The organism is Methanobrevibacter thaueri (assembly GCF_015062905.1).
Taxonomy (GTDB): Archaea; Methanobacteriota; Methanobacteria; order Methanobacteriales; family Methanobacteriaceae; genus Methanocatella; species Methanocatella thaueri_A.
Map to the genome: position 1 here is coordinate 1 of NZ_SUTK01000007.1, position 23,151 is coordinate 23,151.

At 35.7% G+C, this 23,151-nt stretch carries 29 protein-coding genes and 1 pseudogene; 11 read left to right on the forward strand and 19 right to left on the reverse strand.

The genetic code is table 11. The features are described from left to right. The first annotated feature begins 150 nt into the window (after positions 1 to 150). Positions 151 to 603, forward strand: coding sequence for a hypothetical protein (locus tag E7Z79_RS02475; protein WP_303738400.1), 453 nt, complete (start codon positions 151 to 153; stop codon positions 601 to 603). Positions 604 to 611: 8 nt separating this feature from the next. Continuing rightward, positions 612 to 1,271, forward strand: a complete 660-nt coding sequence (locus E7Z79_RS02480) for a DUF116 domain-containing protein (RefSeq protein WP_303738401.1) — start codon at positions 612 to 614, stop codon at positions 1,269 to 1,271. Here E7Z79_RS02480 and E7Z79_RS02485 read toward each other — a convergent pair. Genes E7Z79_RS02485 through E7Z79_RS02500 form a run of 4 tightly spaced genes read right to left on the reverse strand, consistent with a single transcriptional unit; the run spans position 1,252 to position 4,257 of the window. Beyond that, complete coding sequence (locus E7Z79_RS02485) at positions 1,252 to 1,455, reverse strand: hypothetical protein (protein ID WP_303738402.1); 204 nt, start codon at positions 1,453 to 1,455, stop codon at positions 1,252 to 1,254. The genes E7Z79_RS02480 and E7Z79_RS02485 overlap by 20 nt on opposite strands. A 2-nt stretch (positions 1,456 to 1,457) precedes the next feature. Further along, entirely contained in the window at positions 1,458 to 2,660 is a 1,203-nt protein-coding gene (gene hmgA, locus E7Z79_RS02490; protein WP_303738403.1) for a hydroxymethylglutaryl-CoA reductase (NADPH), read from the reverse strand. Then, positions 2,661 to 3,521, reverse strand: coding sequence for a succinate--CoA ligase subunit alpha (gene sucD / locus E7Z79_RS02495; protein WP_303738404.1), 861 nt, complete (start codon positions 3,519 to 3,521; stop codon positions 2,661 to 2,663). It abuts the gene before it with no gap. 10 nt (positions 3,522 to 3,531) lie between these two features. Continuing rightward, positions 3,532 to 4,257, reverse strand: a complete 726-nt coding sequence (locus tag E7Z79_RS02500; RefSeq protein ID WP_303738405.1) for a hypothetical protein — start codon at positions 4,255 to 4,257, stop codon at positions 3,532 to 3,534. A gap of 131 nt (positions 4,258 to 4,388) precedes the next feature. Here E7Z79_RS02500 and aroD point away from each other — a divergent pair, with 131 nt between their 5' ends. Next, entirely contained in the window at positions 4,389 to 5,066 is a 678-nt protein-coding gene (gene aroD, locus E7Z79_RS02505) for a type I 3-dehydroquinate dehydratase (protein ID WP_303738406.1), read from the forward strand. Positions 5,067 to 5,070: 4 nt separating this feature from the next. After that, positions 5,071 to 5,673: a S24/S26 family peptidase gene (locus E7Z79_RS02510; protein ID WP_303738407.1), complete on the forward strand. Its 603-nt coding sequence runs from the start codon at positions 5,071 to 5,073 to the stop codon at positions 5,671 to 5,673. A gap of 92 nt (positions 5,674 to 5,765) precedes the next feature. Here the strand turns inward: E7Z79_RS02510 and E7Z79_RS02515 are convergent, their stop codons facing one another. Both E7Z79_RS02515 and E7Z79_RS02520 read right to left on the reverse strand, forming a co-directional pair. Continuing rightward, positions 5,766 to 6,104 carry a P-II family nitrogen regulator gene (locus E7Z79_RS02515; protein ID WP_303738408.1) on the reverse strand — a complete coding sequence of 113 codons (339 nt, stop codon included), beginning with the start codon at positions 6,102 to 6,104 and terminating at the stop codon, positions 5,766 to 5,768. A gap of 11 nt (positions 6,105 to 6,115) precedes the next feature. Further along, entirely contained in the window at positions 6,116 to 7,333 is a 1,218-nt protein-coding gene (locus tag E7Z79_RS02520) for an ammonium transporter (RefSeq protein ID WP_303738409.1), read from the reverse strand. Positions 7,334 to 7,535: 202 nt separating this feature from the next. Between E7Z79_RS02520 and E7Z79_RS02525 the strand changes: the two genes are divergently transcribed. Genes E7Z79_RS02525 through E7Z79_RS02550 form a run of 6 tightly spaced genes read left to right on the forward strand, consistent with a single transcriptional unit; the run spans position 7,536 to position 11,628 of the window. Next, positions 7,536 to 7,853 carry a hypothetical protein gene (locus E7Z79_RS02525; protein WP_303738410.1) on the forward strand — a complete coding sequence of 106 codons (318 nt, stop codon included), beginning with the start codon at positions 7,536 to 7,538 and terminating at the stop codon, positions 7,851 to 7,853. Positions 7,854 to 7,857: 4 nt separating this feature from the next. Then, positions 7,858 to 9,084: an HD domain-containing protein gene (locus E7Z79_RS02530; protein WP_303738411.1), complete on the forward strand. Its 1,227-nt coding sequence runs from the start codon at positions 7,858 to 7,860 to the stop codon at positions 9,082 to 9,084. Positions 9,085 to 9,093: 9 nt separating this feature from the next. Next, positions 9,094 to 9,642: a UbiX family flavin prenyltransferase gene (locus E7Z79_RS02535; RefSeq protein WP_303738412.1), complete on the forward strand. Its 549-nt coding sequence runs from the start codon at positions 9,094 to 9,096 to the stop codon at positions 9,640 to 9,642. After that, positions 9,643 to 10,206: a precorrin-6Y C5,15-methyltransferase (decarboxylating) subunit CbiT gene (gene cbiT, locus E7Z79_RS02540; protein ID WP_303738413.1), complete on the forward strand. Its 564-nt coding sequence runs from the start codon at positions 9,643 to 9,645 to the stop codon at positions 10,204 to 10,206. Positions 10,207 to 10,264: 58 nt separating this feature from the next. After that, positions 10,265 to 10,981: a hypothetical protein gene (locus E7Z79_RS02545; RefSeq protein WP_303738414.1), complete on the forward strand. Its 717-nt coding sequence runs from the start codon at positions 10,265 to 10,267 to the stop codon at positions 10,979 to 10,981. 17 nt (positions 10,982 to 10,998) lie between these two features. Next, positions 10,999 to 11,628, forward strand: coding sequence for a molybdenum cofactor guanylyltransferase (locus E7Z79_RS02550; protein ID WP_303738415.1), 630 nt, complete (start codon positions 10,999 to 11,001; stop codon positions 11,626 to 11,628). Here the strand turns inward: E7Z79_RS02550 and rrp42 are convergent. The 8 genes and pseudogenes from rrp42 to E7Z79_RS02590 form a co-directional block, all read right to left on the reverse strand. Further along, positions 11,625 to 12,409: pseudogene (gene rrp42 / locus E7Z79_RS02555) on the reverse strand (exosome complex protein Rrp42). The gene E7Z79_RS02550 and the pseudogene rrp42 sit on opposite strands and share 4 nt — an antisense overlap. A gap of 12 nt (positions 12,410 to 12,421) precedes the next feature. Continuing rightward, positions 12,422 to 13,114, reverse strand: coding sequence for an exosome complex exonuclease Rrp41 (rrp41, locus tag E7Z79_RS02560; protein ID WP_303738416.1), 693 nt, complete (start codon positions 13,112 to 13,114; stop codon positions 12,422 to 12,424). A 26-nt stretch (positions 13,115 to 13,140) separates the two neighbouring features. After that, entirely contained in the window at positions 13,141 to 14,076 is a 936-nt protein-coding gene (gene rrp4 / locus E7Z79_RS02565; RefSeq protein WP_303738417.1) for an exosome complex RNA-binding protein Rrp4, read from the reverse strand. A 22-nt stretch (positions 14,077 to 14,098) separates the two neighbouring features. Continuing rightward, complete coding sequence (locus E7Z79_RS02570) at positions 14,099 to 14,800, reverse strand: ribosome assembly factor SBDS (RefSeq protein ID WP_303738418.1); 702 nt, start codon at positions 14,798 to 14,800, stop codon at positions 14,099 to 14,101. Between the two features lie 34 nt (positions 14,801 to 14,834). After that, complete coding sequence (psmA, locus tag E7Z79_RS02575; protein WP_303738419.1) at positions 14,835 to 15,617, reverse strand: archaeal proteasome endopeptidase complex subunit alpha; 783 nt, start codon at positions 15,615 to 15,617, stop codon at positions 14,835 to 14,837. 211 nt (positions 15,618 to 15,828) lie between these two features. After that, positions 15,829 to 16,185, reverse strand: coding sequence for an Rpp14/Pop5 family protein (locus tag E7Z79_RS02580; protein ID WP_303738420.1), 357 nt, complete (start codon positions 16,183 to 16,185; stop codon positions 15,829 to 15,831). Continuing rightward, the gene (rnp3, locus tag E7Z79_RS02585; RefSeq protein ID WP_303738421.1) at positions 16,175 to 16,885 is read right to left on the reverse strand and encodes a ribonuclease P protein component 3; all 711 of its coding nucleotides are present in this window, start codon (positions 16,883 to 16,885) and stop codon (positions 16,175 to 16,177) included. Before rnp3 ends, E7Z79_RS02580 begins: the two co-directional genes overlap by 11 nt. Before the next feature lie 71 nt (positions 16,886 to 16,956). Next, on the reverse strand, positions 16,957 to 17,595 hold the full coding sequence (locus E7Z79_RS02590; protein ID WP_303738422.1) for a zinc ribbon domain-containing protein: 639 nt from the start codon (positions 17,593 to 17,595) through the stop codon (positions 16,957 to 16,959). A gap of 154 nt (positions 17,596 to 17,749) precedes the next feature. On the opposite strand from E7Z79_RS02590, the gene E7Z79_RS02595 reads away from it, so the two are divergent. Continuing rightward, positions 17,750 to 18,040: a winged helix-turn-helix domain-containing protein gene (locus E7Z79_RS02595; RefSeq protein WP_303738423.1), complete on the forward strand. Its 291-nt coding sequence runs from the start codon at positions 17,750 to 17,752 to the stop codon at positions 18,038 to 18,040. Here E7Z79_RS02595 and E7Z79_RS02600 read toward each other — a convergent pair whose 3' ends face one another. The 5 genes from E7Z79_RS02600 to E7Z79_RS02620 form a co-directional block, all read right to left on the reverse strand. Then, positions 18,041 to 19,018, reverse strand: coding sequence for a zinc ribbon domain-containing protein (locus E7Z79_RS02600; RefSeq protein WP_303738424.1), 978 nt, complete (start codon positions 19,016 to 19,018; stop codon positions 18,041 to 18,043). 8 nt (positions 19,019 to 19,026) lie between these two features. Continuing rightward, positions 19,027 to 19,911 carry a zinc ribbon domain-containing protein gene (locus E7Z79_RS02605; RefSeq protein ID WP_303738425.1) on the reverse strand — a complete coding sequence of 295 codons (885 nt, stop codon included), beginning with the start codon at positions 19,909 to 19,911 and terminating at the stop codon, positions 19,027 to 19,029. A gap of 1 nt (position 19,912) precedes the next feature. Beyond that, positions 19,913 to 22,177 (reverse strand): DHH family phosphoesterase, encoded by a 2,265-nt coding sequence (locus E7Z79_RS02610; protein WP_303738426.1) that lies wholly within the window; start codon positions 22,175 to 22,177, stop codon positions 19,913 to 19,915. 12 nt (positions 22,178 to 22,189) lie between these two features. Next, positions 22,190 to 22,690 (reverse strand): hypothetical protein, encoded by a 501-nt coding sequence (locus E7Z79_RS02615; RefSeq protein ID WP_303738427.1) that lies wholly within the window; start codon positions 22,688 to 22,690, stop codon positions 22,190 to 22,192. 80 nt (positions 22,691 to 22,770) lie between these two features. Next, entirely contained in the window at positions 22,771 to 23,136 is a 366-nt protein-coding gene (locus E7Z79_RS02620; RefSeq protein ID WP_303738428.1) for a desulfoferrodoxin family protein, read from the reverse strand. Positions 23,137 to 23,151: the final 15 nt, after the last annotated feature.

Consider the following 23,151-nt stretch of genomic DNA (forward strand, 5'->3'; position numbering starts at 1 on the left):
AATTGAAAACCAAAAAATACCATTGCAAAGACTGTGGAAATTCCTTTAAAGGACTTGGAAAAAAAGTTGTTTGTCCATCTTGTCAAAGTGACAACGTTGAACTTGCAGAGTAAATTTATTTACTCTCTTTTTATTTTTTTTAGTGATAACATGAATATTGATTTTAAAGATGATGAAATACTATTTCTTGAAGGGGAAACAGGAATGGTCGGCATTGTTAAGGTATCCTATGAAAACAAAATGCTGTTCATTGCAACCCAGGACAATGAAGAGATAGTCCAATTTTTAGAATCAGACGATATAATAGCCGTATCCAACTTTAAAAAAGATAAAAGGGCCATCCGTTCACAGGCTTACCTCAGTCGTGAAGAGTCCTCACCACTGGTAATCCTAAACAAGGACCATCCATCAACAAAACGCTTAGAAACAGTAATATCAATAGGGGACGCAGTAAACCTGAACTGCAACATCACTCCAGGAACCCATCCAGAACAAAACGTATTATGCTCATGCGACAGCCTGTCAGGACTTGAAATAATGAAAACACCTACAGGCGTGAAATTGAATAAAGATTTTGATAATTATACAATTGAAGAATTCTAGGGTGAAATATGATCTTTCTTGATTCCTTCTACATGTTTTTAGGCCAACTGGTAGTATTTCTCACTATCCTGATTATAATATTATTTATTATAGTATTGATTTTAGGATATCTGATAGCCCGTAAAAATCAGATAAAGTTTCCAAGGTTCCTATTATACATTGTGGATCTTTTATACTCTCCATTCAAGACCATAGCACATTTTCTGAAATTGGATGATCATCTTATTGACGACATTGCAATAAAGGTGCGTGACGACATCAACAAGGAAAGATTCAAACAAATTCCCGCTGAAAAAACATTGATTTTTTTACCTCATTGCCTCAGACACAGAGACTGTCCGGCACCACTTCAAAAGGAAGGTCTGAACTGCAGCGAATGCGGATTATGCTCAATTGGAGCGATTAAGAAAAAATCCGAACCAATGGGCTACAAATTATATATTGTACCAGGATCCAGCTTTGTTAAAAAAATAGTAATGGAGAACAAATTCCAGGCTGTTCTCGGCGTTGCCTGTCATGAAGATTTGAACCAGATGATGATGTTATTGTCCGACTTCTGTCCACAGGGCGTTCTGCTTGAAAAGACCGGCTGTTTTGAAACAAAAGTAAATGTTAAAAAAGTATTTGAAAAGATAGATTCCAAATACCCTAATCAAAATAAGCCATAAATTCTCTAGATTCATGAGTTTCGCTGAACTCTTTAATGAACTCATTTAAATCCTTAATGAACTCTTCTTTTCTTTTGTCCAAATCTTCAATTTGGGAGTAATCTTTTTTTACAGATATTGTCATCAAAATATCATCGGTTTCAAGAGTGATTTCCGGATACAGCGAATCTAGAAAATCGTCCATGATTATCCTCTTCCAAGTTCCTGGTGAGCCCTTGCAAGATGTCCTGCAGCTAATGCTCCAACCAATGACAATTCACCTGCCAGAACAGTTGATGCTACAATTTCTGCAAATTCACGGGCATGACCTGAACCTGCAACGCCAAGGATTTCCAATCCTTCACGAGCAACTTCCAGACTGGTTCCGCCACCAACAGTGGCAACAGGCAAGTCAGGCAAGTTTACTGAGAAATATAAATCACCATCTCTGTCTTCAGCAGTTGTAATGCCCAAAGCTCCTTCAGCAACATGTGCAGGGTCCTGACCGGTTGCCAAGAATATTGCTGCAACCATATTCGCATAATGGGCATTGAATGCCATGGACCCGCTTGCAGCCGAACCGATTAAATTTTTAGCAGTGTTCACTTCGACAATCGCTTCTGATGTTGTCTTTAATTTTTTAGCCACAATATCCTTTGGTATTAATATATCTGCTATAACGCTTTTTCCCCTTCCTTCAACAATGTTTATAGCAGCAGGCTTTTTATCAACACAAACATTTCCGCTTAATGCAATGTGAAGTGCACTGGTCTCTTCAGCCAGTTTATCCAGAATTTTTTCAGAAGCTATTGTCACCATATTCATTCCCATACTGTCTCCGGTTGAGAAAACGAATCTCGGATATACATAGCTTCCGACGATTAAGATAGGATCGATTTTAATTAGTTTACCATGGGAAGTAGTACTTTCAGCAATTTGCTTCAACTCATCGAAATTATCAATAAACCATTGTTTTACCTTTAAAGCATCACTAACTCCATCACATTTGATTGCAGGTGCACGGGTCATGATATCTGATACCACTCTTGCATTGACGCCGCCTGAAGCGGTGATTGTTGATGCTCCTCTGTTAATTGAGGCAACCAATGCTCCTTCTGATGTTGCCAGTGGAACAAATACTTCCCTTTGGCAGTATTCGCCATTGATTTTTAAAGGTCCTGCAATACCCATCGGAAGCTGCAATACACCGATTGAGTTTTCAATGTTACGGGCAGAGGCCCTTTCCATGTCCAAAGTATAATTTGAGATATTGGACAAGTCCAAATCATACTTCTGTTCGAGAAACTCTCTCCTAATGTCAGTTGCTTCCTTTGCTGAAACCTCTTTATCAACCTGATAAAGTTTCATTTCACCGTTTAATAATTTATCAATAATTTCCTGATTTGACATCTACATTACCTTTTTAAGCAAATCTACAATTTCAGATGGTTTTTTAGCTACTTCAACACCAGCCTCATTTAAGGCTTTGGTTTTACTTGCAACAGTACCGGATGAGCCTTGAATGATAGCTCCAGCGTGTCCCATTCTTTTGCCTGGAGGTGCAGTCCTTCCTGCAATATATGATACAACAGGTTTGGACATTTCGTCAGCGATATATTTACCTGCTCTTTCTTCTGCAGTTCCTCCAATTTCACCAATAAGGACAACAGCATCGGTCTGGTCATCCTTTTCAAATCTTTTTAGGATATCCACATAATTGTCTCCGGTTACAGGGTCTCCACCAATACCCACTGCAGTACTTTGGCCAATTCCGGCATTAGTGAGTTCGCTTGCAATTTCATATGTCAATGTACCGCTTCTTGAAATTACTCCCACGTTACCTTCTTTGAAAATGTGAGTAGGCATAATACCTAATTTACCAACACCAGGTGAGATGATTCCAGGAGTGTTAGGTCCTATAATGGTTGTATCCATTTCCTTTGCGTATGCCATGATTTTCATACTGTCATGAACTGGAATATGTTCTGAAATGATAACAACCAAATCCAAGTGTCTGATTGCCTCAAATGCTGCATCCTTTGCAAATCTTGCAGGAACAAAGATTATTGAAGCATTAATATCTACATTTTCTGTTGCTTCTTCCATGGAGTTAAAAATCGGAACTCCCATAAAGTCCTGACCCCCTTTTCCAGGAGTCAAACCAGCTACAATATTAGTATTGTAGTTCAACATTTGTTCAGTATGGAAGGAACCTTGCTTACCGGTTATTCCTTGAACTAAACATTTTGTATCTTCGTTTAATAATATCATAATAAATCTCCTATCTCAATATTCTAGTTTTATTTTCAAATGGAACAGCTAAATCTATTACATTTCCATTCATCAATGCGGTAGCCGAAAATATTACGCTACCAGGCAATACATTACAAGTTGTTCCCCTTTCAACTAAATAAACGTTCTTATTTCCAAGTGCAGCGCCAATCATAGCCCCGGCAATAACACCAACAGATTCGATATTCTCGACAGCCGCCACAACAACAGGATCATCGGTTTCCGGTGAAACATATCCTACACCAGGAATCTTTCTTGGTTTTGGTTCGATGTAATCTGATACATCTGTGCAGTTTTTCATGCCTTTTGCAGCTTCAATTGCTGAGTTTGCAACATCAGCTACAAACGGTTCACCACCATATGTATCAAAACCTAAGATAATCGCATCAGGATAGAAATCTTTTCTTATGCTTGCTTCAGCATAGGAAATTCCTTCTCCAGCATCATCAGGATTATCTGATATTCCTGACAAATCACCAAGATTTTCTGCACTCATCTTCAAAACATTAACCAAACCTTCATTGACCACTTCAAGCAAATCGTCCTCAACAAATGCGGTGACAACAACATCATCACCGGTGACATTTGTTAATTCCGCATTTCTTGCACCTAGTTCTATTACACTTTGAAGGTTCTTTTCTATAGTTTCTACTAGCTTAGAACTGCAGGACACATCATTTTTTGATATATCTGCACCTATAGCCGTAACTTTCAAATTAACACCTTGCATAATTGATTAATCAAATAAATAAAATTTTGAAATTTTATTGGTATATATTATGTTTTTTAATTTATATAAAGTTTTTAAGAAAACTTATTTAATAGTAATAAATATATTATAAAGTAATGTATTCACAAACTAAAATCGCAATTCCCATTTTTCAAGAGAAATATGAAGACGTTATTGAAGTTGCAAATGACTGTATCGATAAGGGTGCCGACATATTGGAATTCAGAATAGACGCACTTGAAAATCCTGACATTGGCAAAATCAGAGATACAATCGAGAACATTAGCTTTCCAATGATAGCCACCAATAGAATCAGCACTGAAGGCGGATCTTTCAAGGGAAGCGAAGAGGAAAGGTTGAATATACTCTATGAATGCTGTGATTTGGTAGAGTATGTGGACATTGAACTTCAATGCGATGACGAATACATTCATAAAATCCATGACACCGGCGTCAAAACCATTGTTTCCTATCATGACTTTGAAAAGACCCCCGACTTAAATGAGATAATGTACATTGTCGATAAAGAGCACGAATTGGGAGACATCGCCAAAGTCGCTTTCATGCCGCAGGATTTAGAGGACACATTAACAATACTGGCAGTTCTTTCCCATTGCGAAAACACAATAGCAATCTCAATGGGCGATTTGGGAAGCTACACTAGAGTCATGGCATCCAAATTCGATTCACCGATTACTTTTGCTGCCGGAAGGGATGCAACCGCCCCCGGTCAAATCGATATTGAAACAATGAAAGCTCTTCTAAATATGGATTTGAATATTATGGATGAGTGATTGGATGGCTAAAAAAATTATTTTAGCTTTAATAATTCTAATTTTAATCATATTACTGGGAATCATATTTTTTGGCAACGATTCCGTTGACGTTTATAATGATGGCGAGAACATTACCGTTGAAACCACAACCTTTTCAGACATTGACAAACACGGACTGAACAAGGCTATCTGCAATTACACCCTGGACGTCATGGATGATGCCACTACAGATGTGGAAACCTACAGGCATGGAATTGAAGATATCTGCTGCGATTATGGTCTTGAAAATGCTGAAATCAATATAGATTCAAGCATTGGGCATAATCAGATTCCTATTGTCTTTACTGTCAATGGAACATCAATGCTTCCGACATTGCTTGATGGGCAAACTGTGCTTGCAAACAAGACCCATGACATACATGTTGGAGACATCGTTGTGGCCGAATCAGATGAATACGGTGGGATTGTAAAAAGGGTTGACCAGATCAATGGAAATGAAGTCTACCTGGTAAGCGACAATAAAAACACATCATACGAATACATCAATGGTGTTTTATATGAAATCACAGGCATTACTACCTGGGTTGACATTTCAGACATAAATGGCATGGTTATCGAATATTAATTGAAGGAAAATAATGCAAAAATGCATTATCTTCCTAATAGGGAGATATCAAAAATAGATTTTTTCTATATTGATTTTAATAAGAGGTTAGTTTACACAACATCATCCCCTTGTTCACCGGTTCTTATTCTAATCACATTTTCAACAGGATAAATGAATATTTTTCCGTCCCCGATGTTACCTGTATATGCTGCTTTTTTAATCGCATCAACAAATAAATCAAGTTCATCACTTTTTACGACAATTTCAATACGTGTTTTGGGAATCAAATCAATGCAATAACTGGACCCCCTGTAGGATTCCCTAATACCTTTTTGACTTCCTCTTCCTTTTACCTCTGAAACTGTCATACCTTCACAGCCCACTTCCATCAAGGCCCTTTTAACATCATCAAACTTTTCCTGTCTGATAATTGCAACAATAGCTTTCATTTATATCCCTCCTATGAATTAAAGTTATAAGCGGATTCCTGGTGAAGATGTGTGTCGAGTCCGCCAATCTCTTTGTGATCTTCCACTCTTATACCATTCAATGATTTATCTAGGACTTTTGCTATTATATAACTTACTACAAACGCATAAGCCATAGTGGCGATAACGCTTATTATCTGTATTACAACCTGATTAGGATTTCCCGCAATCAGTCCTGCCACTCCACCGATTGATGGAATTGCAAATATTCCAGTTGCGATTGCTCCCCATACACCGGACATTCCGTGAATGCCCCATGCATCCAATGCGTCATCATATCCAAGTTTAGGTTTCAGATAATTAATTGAATAATAGGAAATAATCGGAGCAACTGCACCAATAACTAATGCGCCGAAAACATCAACAAAACCTGCTGCAGGAGTAATTCCTACCAGACCTGCTACAGCACCGGATATTGCACCTAAAATAGTTGGTTTTCCGACTTTAACCACATCAATTAATGTCCAAACAATAAGACCGGTTGCTGCGGAAACATTTGTCACTATTAATGCATTAGCCGCAAGTCCATCAGCGGCAAGGCCAGATCCTCCATTGAATCCCATCCAACCAAACCAAAGCAATGCTGCACCAAGTACTGCATAACCTAAATTGTGCGGAATCAAGGAAGGGTTTTTCCTTTTACCTAATACCAATGCTACAGCCAATGCGGAAATACCTGAGTTAATGTGGACAACAGCACCACCTGCGAAATCGAGTGCACCCATCTGCATTAACCATCCTCCTCCCCATACCCAGTGGGCAATAGGGACATAAACAATTAATGCCCAGATGATAACGAATATAACCCATGCTTTTGTTTTCATTCTTCCAACTAAAGCACCGGACATAATCGCACAGGTAATTCCAGCAAATGCACATTGAAACATTACAAACAATAATGTTGGAATTGTACCGTTCAGGTCATCCAAAGCAATTCCCTGCAAGAAGAAATTGCTTGGTGAACCGATCAATCCGTAAATATCGCTTCCAAATGCAAATTGATAACCGAATGCTACCCAAATCACACTGATTATAGCAAATGCAATGAAAGTTAAAAACATTGTATTTAAAACATTCTTTCTTTTACTTAATCCTCCATAAAAAAATGCTACTGCAGGAATGCTCATTAAAAGTACAAGCAATGTACAAATGAGAACCCATGCAGTGTCACCAGCACTAAACATAACCATAATATCTTAACTCTATTTATTTTTTCATTAGTCGGAAATATACTGTCGGAAGTATACTTCCGATATAAGAATCTATCATTTATCATATATAAACATTTTGCAAAATTGACAAAAAAACATTTAAATCAGTTTAATTTTACCAAACAATTAAATAATAGCTTTTAAAAAAAATAATAATAGTATAAATTAATAAAGTGTTATTATGAGAGGTTCAATTAAAGCAAATTTAATAGTATTCATTATTATTGCTGTAATTGCATTTTGTATCAGCTCAGCATTCGCAACACTAACAATACACGAAGATAACGATTCGTATAAACTACTATCCATTGAAGACGATTCATTTGAACCAAACGAGATAGAATATGTGCCAACATATATTCCAAAAAATGATACAAATACCACCAATAGCACTAATATTACTTTAAATACAACAAATTCAACCGATTATATTGAAACTACGATAGACAATTGGACAGGCGACATTGATGAAAATATAGAAAGGTTCACAGAGGGCTGATAAAATGGGTGAAAAAAAGAAATTTATCAGAGACAGCGTCTATGGAGATATCAGTTTAAACAATTTTGAAGTAAAAATAATGGATATGCCTCAGTTTCAGCGTTTAAGACGCATAAAACAACTTGGATTGATCAGTTTAATCTATCCTGGAGCAACACATACAAGATTTGAGCATTGTGTTGGAACCATGAATTTGGGGTCAAAGCTTTCCGAAGAACTGGGATTGAATGATGATGACATCGAACTAATCAGAGCGTCTGCCCTCCTACATGATATAGGTCACGGTCCATTTTCCCATGTATCAGAAGGAGTATTGTCCGTTCCCCATGAAGAATTATCAAAATATGTAATCACCAAAACATCAATGAGGGATCTGCTGGAAGAGAAATTTGATGTAAATGAAATTGTTGACATCATTAACGGAAAGGGACACCTGGGACCGATCGTTTCCGGCGAGCTTGATGTTGATAGGATGGATTACCTTTTACGAGATTCACATAACACCGGAGTTTCATACGGAATAATTGATTATGAAAGATTAATTTCAAATTTAACATTAGATGACGGATTGATACTTGACATTAAGGGTGTTCAAGCAGCTGAAGGAGCATTAGTGTCAAGATATTTCATGTATCCAAGCGTTTATCAGCACCACACCACCAGAATTGTAAACTCAATGTTTAGAAGGGCATTGAAAAAAATAATCGATGAGGGCACAATAGATGAACGTAAAATTTACAAATACGATGATGCAGACATCATTGCAACATTCAGACAAAGTGAAAACGATTATGCAAACGACATAATGCACAGATTGGACAATAGGATTGTTCCAAAAAGAGTGAAAACGATCCGTTTGGATAACTTTAAGTTCCCGGAAAAAATGTATAAAATCAAAGCCGAGGAACTTAGAAAAGCGGAAGAGGAAATTGCTGAAGATTATGGACTTGACAAAGATTATGTATTCGTCAATATTGCAGAGTACCCTCGTTTTGATGAAATGAAGACACAAGTAAGCGTTGATGGAAAATTGTTCCCACTGACTGAAATATCAAATATCATCTCAGCATTAAGCAAAGCAAGATTCAACATTCCGGACATTAGCGTTTATGTTCCGGAAGAAGAAAAATCCAAATTCGGCAAATTAAAATTAGATAATTACATTGATTTACCTGAAATTGACCGTGAAAAATTCCACGGAATTCATTATGATCAAATTAAACTATTCTAGGAGAATAATATGATAGTTGTTGGAATAACAGGAGCAAGCGGAGTCATATATGGAATAAGACTTCTTGAGGCTTTAAAGGAATTGAATATTGAAAATAGTCTAGTCATAAGTGATGCGGCTAAAATAGTTATTGAATCGGAAACTGATTACAATGTTGAAGATGTAATAAACATGGCAGACAAATATTACGATTTCAATGACCTGACCGCTTCGATAAACAGTGGATCATTCAAAGCCGATGCGCTGGCAATTGTGCCATGTTCAATGAAGACATTATCATCAATAGCAAATGGTTACGGTGCAAATACTATAACAAGAGTTGCTGATGTGAGTTTAAAAGAAAGAAGGCCAACTGTTATTGTTCCACGCGAAACTCCTCTTAGAAGCATTCACTTACAGAACATGCTAACATTATCACAAGAGGGAGCCATTATTTTACCTGCAATGCCCGGTTTTTACTCAACACACGATACTGTTGATGACCAAATCAATTTCATTGTCGGAAAAATCCTGGACTCCTTAAAAATTGAAAATAACTTATTTAAAAGGTGGGAGTAAATGTTAGAAGATAAGGATTTCATTAAATCCTGTGACGTTCCAGGACCTACAAAAGAAGCTATACGAGCAGTAATTTTATATAAATCCGAAGTAACATCAACAGACAAAGTTGTTGACTGCGGATGCGGAACCGGAGGAATAACCTGCGAATTTAGCCAAAGAGCAGGCGAAGTCATCTCCATTGATACCAATCCCGAAGCGATTGAAGTTACTTCAAAAAATCTTAAGAAATTTGACCTTGGAGATAATGTCACATTAATCAATGACGATGGGGCAAATGCCCTAAAGGATATTGATGATATTGATATTGCCATTGTGGGGGGCAGCGGCAGACAATTAGAAAATATCTTGGACATTGTCCATGAAAAATTAAATTCAAAAGGAAGAATCATAATTACAGCTATTCTAGTTGACACTAAAGTTGAGGCAGTGAACAAACTTAAAGACTTGGGATATAATCCAAAACTTATGGAAGTCAATGTTTCAAACGGCAGAATCCTCGATAGGGGAATTTTGATGATTAGTGAAAACCCGATAGCCATTATAACCGCAAAAAAGCGATAAAATTGGAGATTATACAATGAGTAAACGATTAAGTTGGAAGGTAAAATTTTCCATAGTGATGGTTTTGCTGATAATAATCATTTATGGATCAAATTACCTTGTATTAGGTGACGGAGAACATATTATTTCATATGTTTGGACACATTTAGGTTTCATTCCAGTTGATATTCTGCTTGTAGCATTTTTACTTGATGAAATTATTGAAAAAAAGGAAAAAGAAGCTATGCTTGAAAAATTAGACATGCTCATGAGTACTTTCTTTTCAGAAGTTGGAAACGAATTGATTAGTCAATTAAGTACAGCAAATAAATATAAAACAAGCACTGAAAACTTAAAGTCAATCAAGGATTGGGATGAAAAAGACTTTGACAATAAACTAGCTGAACTAAAGGATGCTTCACTTGATTTTCGAGCAGATATTCCTGCTGAAGAGCGTGAAGAATTCTTAGAAAACTTAAGAACATTGCTTGCAAGCAAAAGAGAGTTTATTATTAATTTAATAAACAATCCTAACTTACTTGAAAAAGAAGAATTTACTGAATTGACCAATGCCATTCTTCACTTGGATGAGGAACTGGAACATAGAAAAGACCTGACATTAGTCACTGACACTGACTTCGGCCATTTGAATGGAGACATGAAAAGGGTATACGACAAGTTAGTCTATGAATGGGTCAGTTATCTAAAATATCTATATAAAAATTACCCTTACATGATTGCATTAGTTGTTCGTACCAATCCGTTTGATGCTGATGCAGACGTGTACGTAAAATAATTCCGGAGAGATTTAATATGAGTAACGATACTGAAAATAGTGAAAATATTAAATCTTGCATTATTTTATGTGGAGGCAAAAGTAGTAGAATGGGTCAGGATAAAGGTTCTATGATTATTCAGGACAAACCTATGATTAAACATATTCTTACTACTTTAAACCACCAAATAAATGAAGTCATAATTGTTTTAAATGATAGAAAAAGGATTGAGAAATATAGCGAATTCATAAATCCTCAAGACTACACCTATAAGATTACTTTTGTTGAAGACAAAATCAAGGATAAGGGCCCCATGCCCGGAATCATGACAGGACTATATGAAATCAGCAGCGATTACGCACTGATTCTGCCGTGTGACAGTCCCTATGTTTCCAAAAATTATATAAATACTATTTTTGAAGAAATTGATAAAGATTATCAAGCTGTTGTTCCTTATCATGATGAGGAAAACAAATTAAAGACATCCGAACCACTGCATTCAATCTACAACAAGAGCATCATCCCTGAAATCGAAAACCTGATTTCAAATGATATCCTGCACATCAAGGGATTGATAGAAAAAATAGATACAAAATTTGTTTTGATTGATAATAAAAAAATAGAAAAAAAAGAATTTAGAAATCTTAATCGTCCACAAGACGTTTAAAGATGTTCTACTAACTCTTTTGTTTTTGTTACTGCTAAATTAACAGCGAAAAGAATGTCATCTTTTGTTAATGGTTGTTTTCCACCTTTTTGCATGGAACAGATGTGACCATCTTTTGTGACACCAACATTTAAACGAGCACTTGCTACTTTTTCTTCGGATAATGTTGGATCGATTACCATCTTATCACCAATTTTAACAAAGGTACATAATGCCAATTCATTGTTAATTGGTAAATCGAAGGTTCATCTTCACTGATGACAACTTCTTCATCAACGATAGTTGCAACAGGCAATTTAGTAGTTTTTAAAGCAGCCATAACTGCTAATTCACATGCGTCGAAAAGGTTTCCGCAGTTATCAATAATATGCAAGTCAATGAATAACATCCAAACATGTTTTCCTTCTTCAACACATAATTTGTCCAATTCCACTAATTCACTTTCACGAATACCTCTGTCAACTACACGTGCGAGTTCGATTGAATCGTCACTAGGTGGTCCTGGTTCAAAAGTAGGATCAGCCATTGGCAACATTTCACAATTGGTCATTAAAACTCCTAAATCCGGAGTGTCTGGGAATGGACTTCCGAGTTGTGGTTTAATACCTACAATAACTTGAGTTCCACCGATTTTAACACGAGCAGAACCTTCAGCTTTGGAAATAACATTAGTTTCAATAGAAATGTCCCTATATTCATCAAGTGCCCTGCCATCTTCTCTTTTATCATTGCCGACAAGGTTTTCAATACTTCTTCTTGTAATTTCTGGTACTATCTCCATATTTTCCACCCCCTATTCTATAGAATATTTTTTCATTAAAGCTTCTTTTTGGATTTCGTTTACTTTACGACATCCTTCCATAGCTAAATCGATTGCTTTTGCAAATTCTTCTTCAGTCAAGTTACCATCACTTTGTAATAATGTGATTTCGCCGGTTCTTGGCATCATAGCTATTGGAACATCAGCTTGACCTTCTTTATCTTCTTTTTCAGATAAATCAAGGACTATTTCATCATAAACTTTTCCTGCAGCACAACCTACAACAATATCTTTCATAGGAATTCCTGCATCGACAAGTGCAACAGAAGCTGCTGTAATTCCAGCACAACGGGTTCCACCTTCAGCTTCTATTACTTCAATATAAATATCAATCATTGATCTAGGATAATTTTCTAACATTAATGCTGGCCTTAAAGCGTCTGCAGTAATTTTGGAAATTTCAGATGACCTTCTGTCAGGTCCTGGTCTTTTTCTGTCATCTACAGAAAACGGAGCCATGTTATATCTACATCTGATTACACCTGTATTTGGTTCAAGCAATCTTCTGATGTATGATTCTCTAGGACCATAAACAGCTACCAATATCTTATTTCCTCCAACTTCCAAATAAGCTGAACCGTCTGCACGTTCAAGAACTCCAGCTTCAATCTTAATAGGACGTAATTCATCAAATTTCCTACCATCATCTCTTATTAAATCTGACATCTTATCAACCTCATAAATGTGAAGAATTATTTGTTATTTAGTATGAAAGAATTGTTTGAGTTATCACTATAGGATAATGAACCATCTTTACTTTTATTTTTTCTTTTGAATTCTTCTATAACTTCACCAATATCTGGTTTTTCTTTTTTCTCTTTTTCTTCTTCAGCTGCTTTTTCCTCAGCTTCCATTTCTTCTTTTTCTTCTTGTTCTAACTCTTCTTTAAAGTTTTGAAGTTTAGGTTTTTCTAAAACAAATTCCTCTTCGGTTTCCTCAACCTCTTCAGGTGGCAATTCACCGTCGATAGCAAGGTATAATTTGTTTTTGATTTTATTTGTTAAACCAGAAGTATGAGCTTCAGCCTCAATCAAATGAATTATCTCACGGGTAAGTTGTTCCATATCTTCGTTACCTTTAACCCATACAAGACCATTTTGACCAACAACGATTTTACATTTGGTTTTGTCCTTAATCATGTTAATCATTGAGCCTTTTTTACCGATTAATCTAGGAACCTTGGTTGGAGCAATGTCTACAATAATTCCTCCTTTGAATTTACCCATTCCTCTACCTTTTAAACCGAGTTTTGCCTTTTTGATTTCATCAACATCGACAACTCTTAAAAATAGCACATCCCCAACATCATATACTTTGTTGAGCTCTTTTTTCTCACGACCAAACACTTCAAAGGCAGGTAAAATTCCGGAATATGGTGAATTAATGTCTACATCCCACATTGAGAATCTGACATCCTTGATTTTACCAATTACAACATCCCCTTTCTTAGGAACATATTTGCTTTTTAAAGGAATAACCCTAATCTTTTTATTCCTTAAAGAAACACGTCCCAATAAAGAAGAACAAATCTTACCGTTTTCTTTAAAGGTACCTCTTCCTGAATAGTATTCGTCATCGGCCAATATTTGACCTGGAATAACTAAATCTTTATTTTCCACATGTATCATAATAATCCCTATAAATATGAATTTATTTTATAGTTCTAGTTTCTGCCTCTCCGCCTGAAATTTCAGCCATCTTTGAAGCAAAAGAATTTTGAAGACCCCCTGGCATCTCTACAATGCCAATCCAAGAACCGTCCTGCTGCCATTCCTCATTGATTATTTGCCCAAATCCATGAATAACATTATAGGCTCCACCAGCTGCAGAACCCGGAAGTCTGACAGCAACTTTAACCTTTTCAAATCTGATTGGTATAAGTGGTTTAATGGATTTGAGAGCAGATTGGACTTGTTGGTCCACTGATGTGAACGGATCAAATTTGACTTTGGCCTCATCGCACGCATTTTCAATCCTTTGAACAGGATGAGGCAAGCCATTTTGAGGATTTATCGCTTCTTTAGCAATCTTATTTATAACCAGTTTTCTTTTATCCTCCTGCATTTTTCTCTTTTGTTCCGCAGTTAATTGAACAGTTCCCTTTTCAAGTATAATCTTGGAAACTTCAATAGGATCAGTGGTTTCAAATATCTTGTTCATAGCTTCATCAGAAGCCTTATCTCCTTTTTTAGAGTCTTTAAAAATTTCTTCAACAGCTAAAAGATCTTCGATGGCAACATCTGGCCCATCAGGATTTCGAAAATCTGCTGCTAAATCAGGGTCAACCAATATTTCAAAATGTTCTCCTGAGTACTCATATTTAGCAATTATAGCTTCATCAACATTTACCATCAAAGCATCCCCTAACTAGTCAATTAGAAAATAATTATTCTTCTTCTGAATCCTCTTCAGACTCTTCGCTTTCAGTTTCTTCTTCTTCCTCTTCATCAGGAAGTACTTTGTCTATATATTCCTGTACTTCATCTTGAGAAAGTTTTACGTACTTTTCATCTTCAATCTTAATGACTGCGATTTCGACATTGTTTGAAGTGGTTTCATGATCAGTAGCTTCATTGATAGCAGTTAATGCTAGTTCAATAGCTCCTTCCAATGATAAGTCATCTTCATATTTTTCTTCAAAAATATCCATTGCAGCATTTCTACCAGAACCGATAGCAGTTGCCTTGTATTCAATTAAAGCTCCACTAGGATCTGTTTCGAACAGTTTACATCTGCCGTTATATATTCCACCAATGATTAAAGCAGAACCGAATGGCCTTACTCCACCATTCTGGGTATATAACTGTAGCATATCACATAATTTCTTAGATAAGCTGGTTACACGAATAGGTTCACTATAGGTGATTTTGTTGATTTGTGCTTCAACTCTTGCCCTTTCAACCAATGCCCTTGCATCAGCAACAAGACCTGAAGTAGCTGCTCCAATATGTTCATCTATTTTGAATATCTTTTCGATAGATGAGGCTTCAACTAATTTTGAAGTAGTTCTTTTGTCAACAGCTAAAACAATACCTTCTGAACTTTTTACACCAATAGATGTAGTTCCTCTTTTAACAGCTTCTCTTGCATATTCTACTTGGAAAAGTCTTCCATCTGGGCTAAATACAGTAATAGCCCTGTCATATCCAGCATTTTGTAAAGGTTGCATATTAATACCTCATATTTTTATAAATATTAATTTTATATTCGACAACTTAAAAAAAATAAAACCAAATCTTCCATGAAAAGGCAAATTTTAATTCTAATCACAAATCTGTAGTGAATTAAAATATTTTTTATTCTTTTTTTCCATAAATCCAATTGATATTTATAATTATATTTATTTATAAAGTTTTCTATTTTAAAATAACAAAAAGTAATTAAATGTATTTTTGAGAGGCACTTATGGTTCCGGACAATCCGATGGTTGATATTGAAATGACATTGCCGTTATACTTATAGGTTAAAGCAAGGGAAGATCGCACATTTTCAGTGAAATCCCTTTGACATCTGACAATGGCTTTATAATGAAGATATTCATCGGTCTTTTCCATTTCATAAAATTTCATGACCCATAAATTAAAATTAGAAGTCATGCATTCTCCCTGAAAGCGAATACATGTATCCCAAATCAGGTTTACCAATTCGTCTTTTGTGATTGGAGATGCAGCCTTAATATCCAATGTGAGATATCTGTTGTTCTTTCTGAGAGTGGGTGGCAAAACCTTAAGCTTCATCGTTTACCCTCCTAACACCTTTAAAAATCAGGTCTCCTCTGTCCTTATTGAATTTAAGTATATTTTCAGAAGTCAGGAATGACTTGTTTATTTCATCATCCTCCAATCCTGTTTGCTTGAAAACAGAAACAAAATCATGAGTTGTTTTAATTTCAAAAATAGATTCCGCTCCTGATGATAAGATTAATGGAAAATCAAACTTTCTGTATAAGGTGTAAATGTCCCTGAAATTTGAAATGATTTTTGATCTCGGCGCCAAATAACTTTTTAGAATATCCCTGAAAGATAGTTCAATGGCAACATCATTGCGTAGAGCCTCCTTTGCAAGAATATGATTTATGCCTGAATCGTATCTTTTTAAATAAGGTCTTGACAGTACATCGATTTTAACATTTTCCAAAACTGCCCTGTTGACCTTCAAATCTCCACCAATTACAGAAATGCATGATGCTTTTTGCCGGAATTTATTTGTCGCCTTTCTAATTTCATTAATGTTTGTTGATTTAATCTCTAAAGTATAATCAAAATCAATTATGCCGTTTAAATCATCTTTTAAGTCATCTTTTAAATTCAAGGCATCTTTAAAATCATTTTGATTGTATGAAAAATTAATGTGCTCCCATCCATACTCGGAAGCCTGCTTAGCCAATTTAATATTATTTTCTAAGCTACCGCCTTTAATATTTAAATCAAAAAACATAGTAATTATTTTATTATTTTATATATTTAAAAATTTGTCAAAAAAAAATAAGATAAGTGATTATAAATCACTTATTGATATCTATAGAAATAAACTTCCCAACTAACAGTCTCATAGTAGTCTATTGTAAATTCCTCTTCAGAATTTGAATCGAATTCGAATGAATCAGATCTTGTTTCAACAGCACTTGTTGAACCCCAATCCACTCCACCAGACTCACCATTTGTACCGGATACATATAAATGGTTTGTTGCATAATTTAAAATCGGATATGCAGAAAGTTCCACTTTTATTTTACCTTCAGGAACCTTAATGGTTTCAGAACCTGTTCCTGAACCGGAATAACTTCCTATACATACCCATTCTTTGGAATTACTTTCAGACGAACTAGATGTTTTTGAAGAAGATACAGGGGTTGTTGTCTTTTCAGAATCGGAATTATCATCAGACTCATCTTCAGACTGAACTTTGTCGGAATCTGCACTACTCTGTGAACTGGCATCATCAGCAACAGTACCAGTATTTGATGCAAAATAACCGATAACTCCAACCAACATTATAATAACAACAACCAAAGCGATAATGACGACTTTAGAATTATTGCTGGAAGTAGTAGCCTCACTTTGAACTGGAGCGGATAACGGTTTTCCACATTTTGTGCAAAATTTAGCCTCAGGCTTATTTTCTTGTCCACACTTATTACATTTCATTTTAATCAACTGAACAAAACTATTGTTATGTTTATTAATTTAACACACCACATATATGAAGTTAATTATCAAATATATAGTAATCTAAGAAGTGTTTAAATTAAACATACAATGTTATAAAATATTTTATATCATAAAGACTATATATTTTATTATGGTAAAAGATAGTGATGAACTTTTGAAGCTGACTTCATATGTTCAAATCTCAAAATACCGAGAAAAAACATTAAAGTCAATTGGTGACGATGTTAAAATACCAACAAACATTGCTAAAGACAGTGGGATTAGAACAAATCATATTTCAAAAGTTCTAAGCGAATTAAAAAGCAAAGAAATTGTTGAATGCATTAATGAAGAAGCCCGTAAAGGAAGATTATACAGATTAACCGATACCGGTAAAGATGTATTAGAAACTATTAAAGAGAAAGAGCAAAAAGAAGAATAATTAACCCAATTCTATACTCTCTCTTATACTTTCTAATTCACTTATATCTTCATTATCCAAAACTTCTTTTAAAACATCATACAACGTTTTTAATAAAATACTATTTTTAACATCCAATGAGAAACTATTGGTTGTCTCTTTAAAAATGGATTCATATGTTGGCTGAATTAAATCTTTTTTGTACTGGAGTTTTATTTCGTTTCTTAGCTCCTCGTCAATATATTTTTCCAAATAGACTATTATCTCATTAGCAAATGAATTGCCCAATATTATCATGCTGTCTAACGATTCATCATCAAATCCATAGCTTTCAGCCAATACATTGAAAGATCCGTAATTTTGATGGCCATATGGAATGAACCTTCCCTCAACAGTATGTGCACAGTACTCATTCATGATTTTGAATTCAGGACGAGTTAAAAAGTACCATACAAAACTTTGAAGAGTGGAAGAAGAGTTAACCTTAAGAATATGACATAATAAACTTTCAATAATTGTAAATAATAAAAAATGAGCCAATTCATGAATGATTGTGGCAATTTGGATTGAATCCTCTAATCTGTCATCATAATAAATTCCATTGCCGACAAATATGAAACCTCTCTCATAACCCCTTGCCTTGGGATTGCATTCGGTAAAAACAGAAGCCAGGTTTAAAATCTTATTTTTTACGGTATCTCCCCAAACGTCAAAATAATCCGCCCTAATAAAGATAGTGGATAGAATTTGATGGTATTGCTCATCAGAAATCTGAGCATTCTGCAGAAGGTTCTGATTGAATTCTGAAAATAGTGTTTCAAAGTCTTCAATGCGGATTGGGTTGATTTGACTTTTACATTTGGCACAATAGACGGCAAAATCCGAATTGTTTTCACCGCAAAACGGACAGATGTGTTCCAGTATCAATTTGTTGCCACAATGGGTGCAATAATTATTTTCTTTAAGATTTAGAGTTCCACAAATATCACAGGCCTTCATGTTCATCCCTACCTAAACATGTCTTTAAGACTTTTAACAGTTGAATTGATTGAATTTTTTTGAGATATTCTTCTCCTAATATTTTTACCGCAATTTGGACAGAAATCACTGTCCCAAGTTAATATTTCACCACATGAGCAAACTAATCTTGTTTTTACATTTCTCTGAGGATTTAATGGTCTTTCACAGTTTTCACAGAATTTTAGATGCTTATGATTCTTATGACCACAAATGCAGACGATTTTAGTATCCAGTTTTTTCAGATTATTGCCGCATTCAATACAAAAATCGGATGTTACTTCATTTAGGGTGGAGCAGGTGCATAAAATTGCAATTTGCCCCAAATTACCATAATTGACTAATGGGAGCCCGCAGTTGCGGCAAAACTGTGAGAATTTTTCGTTTTCCTCACCGCAAAAGCAAAAAATCGAATCATCAAATTCCCTATTGAAATTGCTGTAGTTATCGTTTGACCTAACTTCCTCCTCCTGCAGTTGTTTTCCGCACATTTCACAGAATATGTTTTCCCTTGAGTTGACCGCCCCGCATTCACACAGAACATTGTCAACGGAAAATTTAGGTTTAGAATCTCTTTTAAAGATTTTTGAAAGCCTGCTCTGTGACCTTTTTGCTCCGCACATATAGCAATACTCATTGTTGATGTCATTCAAATAGCCGCAGGAGCATATTTCATATTTGAAATCATTTTTTGTGTTAATATATGGTGAAAAGTCTATTTGAAAATTAAAAAAACCTATATTGTGTACTGGGGGAATCAAAACAGGAGAGGCATTATTTGCATCAAAACCTGTTTTATGGCCACAACCAATACAATAAGGTTCATTTGGCAGTATTCTATGACCGCAAATTCTACAATAATTCTTTGATTCCATATTATCCTTTTCGAGATAATGATTGTATTTCCTCTACAACCTTATACAATACCTCTTGGCCCAGGCCTTCAATGTATTTGATGGATCCTGCACATTCGTGACCTCCACCATCTACACCTGCTTGAGGCACTTTTTCTATCATTTTAGCTACAATCTCATTCACATTGAATCCATACTGTTCGTTTACTGCATCAGTTGCTCTAAATACTCCAAAATCAGGACCGTGGCCTAATGTCACTATAGGCTTGTCTTCACCAAGCTCCTTTATGACATGGTCATGCACAAATCCGCAGGTTTTCCCAGGTGCCGGGAATGTGAATTTATGTGCGAACTTTTCAACATCAAGAAGATTGAAGTAAATTCCGTTTTCAAGTTGTGTCCTTTTAATGTTTGGAAGTGCAGCCCTAAGCTGGGTGTCAATCCTCTTTTGATATTCTCTGTATAATGCATCGATCATCTTTCTGTGCTTGTCAAGATTGTCCACTGCGAGAATGGTATCCATTATTCCTCTTCCATTCATAAATCTTAGGAAGTACGCTTCAAAATCAACACACTCAGCAACTTTTGAAAGATGTTCCTGGCTAAATCCTTTTTGTGCAGCGAGCTTTAGATACTGATAGGTTTCACCGCATTCAGCACGGTCCCCCAAGGATGCAATGGCAGGCAGATGCTTGATTAGCTCTTCAACATCAGGATTTATGATATGTGCCACTTCAGTCGCAAGACATCCTGCAGTCAACTGTGAATCCCCACCTACAAGGTACGGATTAACATGTGTGTCCACATATTCATCAACCGCCACTGTTGCACCGTATATTTCACCATCCCTTTCATCTTTAGTGAGCAAATCTCCAGGGGAGTGATGATCTATTACAACGACTTCAATGTCATATATTTTCGCTTGCATCAATGCCACAATATCCTCTTCAGTTGAACCGTTGTCCAACAATACGATTAAAGGCAATTTTTGTCCATGCCTTTCCTGGTCTTCAAGGGCAAATGACAAGTCCTTAACAACATCCTCAAGCTCATAAAATGGCGCTTTGCTCGGTGACCTTTTAAAGTAATAGTATTCAGCATCATTGCTTGGATTTATCTCCTGTATCAATGGCACAATAGCCTTTTCCATTGCAACACCTGAAACGATACCGTCCGCATCATTGTGGTGTCTGAGAAGTATTGTTCTTCCGTCAAGTATTGCTCTTCTGATTCTTTGAGCGGCTTCATACATCTTTGGTCTGAGCCTGTTTAAAACATCACTTTTGACCAAGAAATCAACCTCTTGAGGTCTGGCCTTCCTGTTTAATGCATCGTCAATCAATCTATGTAGCTGGAGTGTGCTTTCCTCATCAAGCTTTATCATTGAAGATGACTCAATTTGTGTCTTTCCGCCATGTTCATTAACTTCACCGATGACCTGAACCGCATCATTCAACTCAATTTCAGGATATGACCTCTCACCAGCCTTATCAAAAGCGGCAATTTCAGTAGTGCCTGTCTCATCATTAATGATAAAAATTGTTGGGCCTGATGTTTGCTGGATTTGCTGCACTTCACCGTCAATCCTGACAATCTTGCCCTTATTTTCATCCAATTGAGAAATAAGTGTTCTTGGAATTGATTTGGTGAGCCTTTTAAGATTATATGACTCAACATAAGCCGGTGCAAAATCGATTTTTCCTTCTCTTGATTTGATTGAAGTGACAAATACAATTATTTCCTCACCAACATTATATTCAGACACATCGCCTCTCATAAGTCCCCAAACATTATTGTTTAGAGAAATAAATGCACCATATCTTTCTATCCTTGTGATCTTTCCTTTGTATAGTTTATCCCTATCAATATCATTCATAGTGCATATTGAATCCAAAACATATACATCACGGGCCTGTTTTCTTCTAGCTTCAAATTCATCGTGCTTCATTTTCTCAGCCTTTCTTTTTTCACCGCATTCATGACATAAATCATATTTCTCATCAAGTATTTTTCCACAGTCACGGCATACATTGATTTGACCTGTTCCATGACATTGAGGGCACTCTTCATAAACTTCCACTTGCCCTTTTCCATTGCACACTTCACATGGAATGTCCTCTTCACCTCCAAGGTCAAATTTATCACGTGCTTTACTGTTTACGCCCTTAAAATGACTTCCTATATCAAAAACATCATCTTCATAACCTGTTCCGCCACAGGCATCACATTCCTTATAGTCCACTACAACTGAACCTATTCCTTTACATTTCGGACATTTTGTTTTCATTTAAACACCTGTCTAATTAAATAATTCTGAATTATTCTGGACAATTTCATTTCTTTCATTCTGATAGTTCAATGCATCATACATTATCTCGTTTGCGTCGCTTCCATAAGCTGACCCAGTATAGTTTTCATACATCTCCAAATAGTATATTGCATCCTTTAAATTGCTAACGGCTTTTAATTTAAGTTCCAATTCGTTGATGGTTGTGTCAATGTAGTCTTGGTGAACCTCATTCAAGTCCTTATAATATTTATCCTTGATGCTTTGCAGACTATGCAAACTATCATTATAATTTTCCTCAGCAGATATTGCTTTTTCCCTTGATTGCTCAAAATATTTGGTATTCAACAAATCAACGGATTCATTGTAATCCTTATCTCCCTGAACAATGCTGTCACTAATCTTAGGCATGGATTCATTAATGTTATCTAATGAACTGTCAACATAAACAATAGCTACAGAGATTAAAAGTAAAACTACAATAAAAATTATTAATTTAATATAACTAGACACATTATAAAGTATATAAAAAGATATTATTAAAATTTTTTATCAAAAAAAAATAAGGAAGTTTAAAAAATATATTTTTAAACTTATTCGCTGGACCAGAGTCCGTGTAGGTTACAGAATGCTAATGCTTTAACATCATCAGTTGAGTTTACAGTAAATGTTGCTTCTGCAACATCACCAGGTTTAAAGCATTTTGCGTATTGTTCAGCACCTGCTTCAACAACTAAAAATTGGATGTAGTGGTCATCATCCATTGGGTGAGCAGCTTCACCGACTTTTACAGTTACTTTGTCTCCGTCGATTTCAACTACAGGTTTGTGTTTAGGAGCTTTTTCTCCTTCAGTTTGTACAGGGATAGCGAGCATGTGAGAATCACATGTGTCTCCATCATCTTCGACTAAAACTTGGATAATACTTCCACAGTCATCACATTTTAATATTTTTGCCATAATAAAACATCTCCT

Coding starts and splice junctions, on each gene's coding strand:
- E7Z79_RS02475 (WP_303738400.1), top strand. CDS start 151: ATGAATATTGATTTTAAAGATGATGAAATACTATTTCTTGAAGGGGAA.
- E7Z79_RS02480 (WP_303738401.1), top strand. CDS start 612: ATGATCTTTCTTGATTCCTTCTACATGTTTTTAGGCCAACTGGTAGTA.
- E7Z79_RS02485 (WP_303738402.1), bottom strand. CDS start 1,455: ATGGACGATTTTCTAGATTCGCTGTATCCGGAAATCACTCTTGAAACC.
- hmgA (WP_303738403.1), bottom strand. CDS start 2,660: ATGTCAAATCAGGAAATTATTGATAAATTATTAAACGGTGAAATGAAA.
- sucD (WP_303738404.1), bottom strand. CDS start 3,521: ATGATATTATTAAACGAAGATACAAAATGTTTAGTTCAAGGAATAACC.
- aroD (WP_303738406.1), top strand. CDS start 4,389: ATGTATTCACAAACTAAAATCGCAATTCCCATTTTTCAAGAGAAATAT.
- E7Z79_RS02510 (WP_303738407.1), top strand. CDS start 5,071: ATGGCTAAAAAAATTATTTTAGCTTTAATAATTCTAATTTTAATCATA.
- E7Z79_RS02515 (WP_303738408.1), bottom strand. CDS start 6,104: ATGAAAGCTATTGTTGCAATTATCAGACAGGAAAAGTTTGATGATGTT.
- E7Z79_RS02520 (WP_303738409.1), bottom strand. CDS start 7,333: ATGGTTATGTTTAGTGCTGGTGACACTGCATGGGTTCTCATTTGTACA.
- E7Z79_RS02525 (WP_303738410.1), top strand. CDS start 7,536: ATGAGAGGTTCAATTAAAGCAAATTTAATAGTATTCATTATTATTGCT.
- E7Z79_RS02530 (WP_303738411.1), top strand. CDS start 7,858: ATGGGTGAAAAAAAGAAATTTATCAGAGACAGCGTCTATGGAGATATC.
- E7Z79_RS02535 (WP_303738412.1), top strand. CDS start 9,094: ATGATAGTTGTTGGAATAACAGGAGCAAGCGGAGTCATATATGGAATA.
- cbiT (WP_303738413.1), top strand. CDS start 9,643: ATGTTAGAAGATAAGGATTTCATTAAATCCTGTGACGTTCCAGGACCT.
- E7Z79_RS02545 (WP_303738414.1), top strand. CDS start 10,265: ATGGTTTTGCTGATAATAATCATTTATGGATCAAATTACCTTGTATTA.
- E7Z79_RS02550 (WP_303738415.1), top strand. CDS start 10,999: ATGAGTAACGATACTGAAAATAGTGAAAATATTAAATCTTGCATTATT.
- rrp41 (WP_303738416.1), bottom strand. CDS start 13,114: ATGTCAGATTTAATAAGAGATGATGGTAGGAAATTTGATGAATTACGT.
- rrp4 (WP_303738417.1), bottom strand. CDS start 14,076: ATGATACATGTGGAAAATAAAGATTTAGTTATTCCAGGTCAAATATTG.
- E7Z79_RS02570 (WP_303738418.1), bottom strand. CDS start 14,800: ATGGTAAATGTTGATGAAGCTATAATTGCTAAATATGAGTACTCAGGA.
- psmA (WP_303738419.1), bottom strand. CDS start 15,617: ATGCAACCTTTACAAAATGCTGGATATGACAGGGCTATTACTGTATTT.
- E7Z79_RS02580 (WP_303738420.1), bottom strand. CDS start 16,185: ATGAAGCTTAAGGTTTTGCCACCCACTCTCAGAAAGAACAACAGATAT.
- rnp3 (WP_303738421.1), bottom strand. CDS start 16,885: ATGTTTTTTGATTTAAATATTAAAGGCGGTAGCTTAGAAAATAATATT.
- E7Z79_RS02590 (WP_303738422.1), bottom strand. CDS start 17,595: ATGAAATGTAATAAGTGTGGACAAGAAAATAAGCCTGAGGCTAAATTT.
- E7Z79_RS02595 (WP_303738423.1), top strand. CDS start 17,750: ATGGTAAAAGATAGTGATGAACTTTTGAAGCTGACTTCATATGTTCAA.
- E7Z79_RS02600 (WP_303738424.1), bottom strand. CDS start 19,018: ATGAAGGCCTGTGATATTTGTGGAACTCTAAATCTTAAAGAAAATAAT.
- E7Z79_RS02605 (WP_303738425.1), bottom strand. CDS start 19,911: ATGGAATCAAAGAATTATTGTAGAATTTGCGGTCATAGAATACTGCCA.
- E7Z79_RS02610 (WP_303738426.1), bottom strand. CDS start 22,177: ATGAAAACAAAATGTCCGAAATGTAAAGGAATAGGTTCAGTTGTAGTG.
- E7Z79_RS02620 (WP_303738428.1), bottom strand. CDS start 23,136: ATGGCAAAAATATTAAAATGTGATGACTGTGGAAGTATTATCCAAGTT.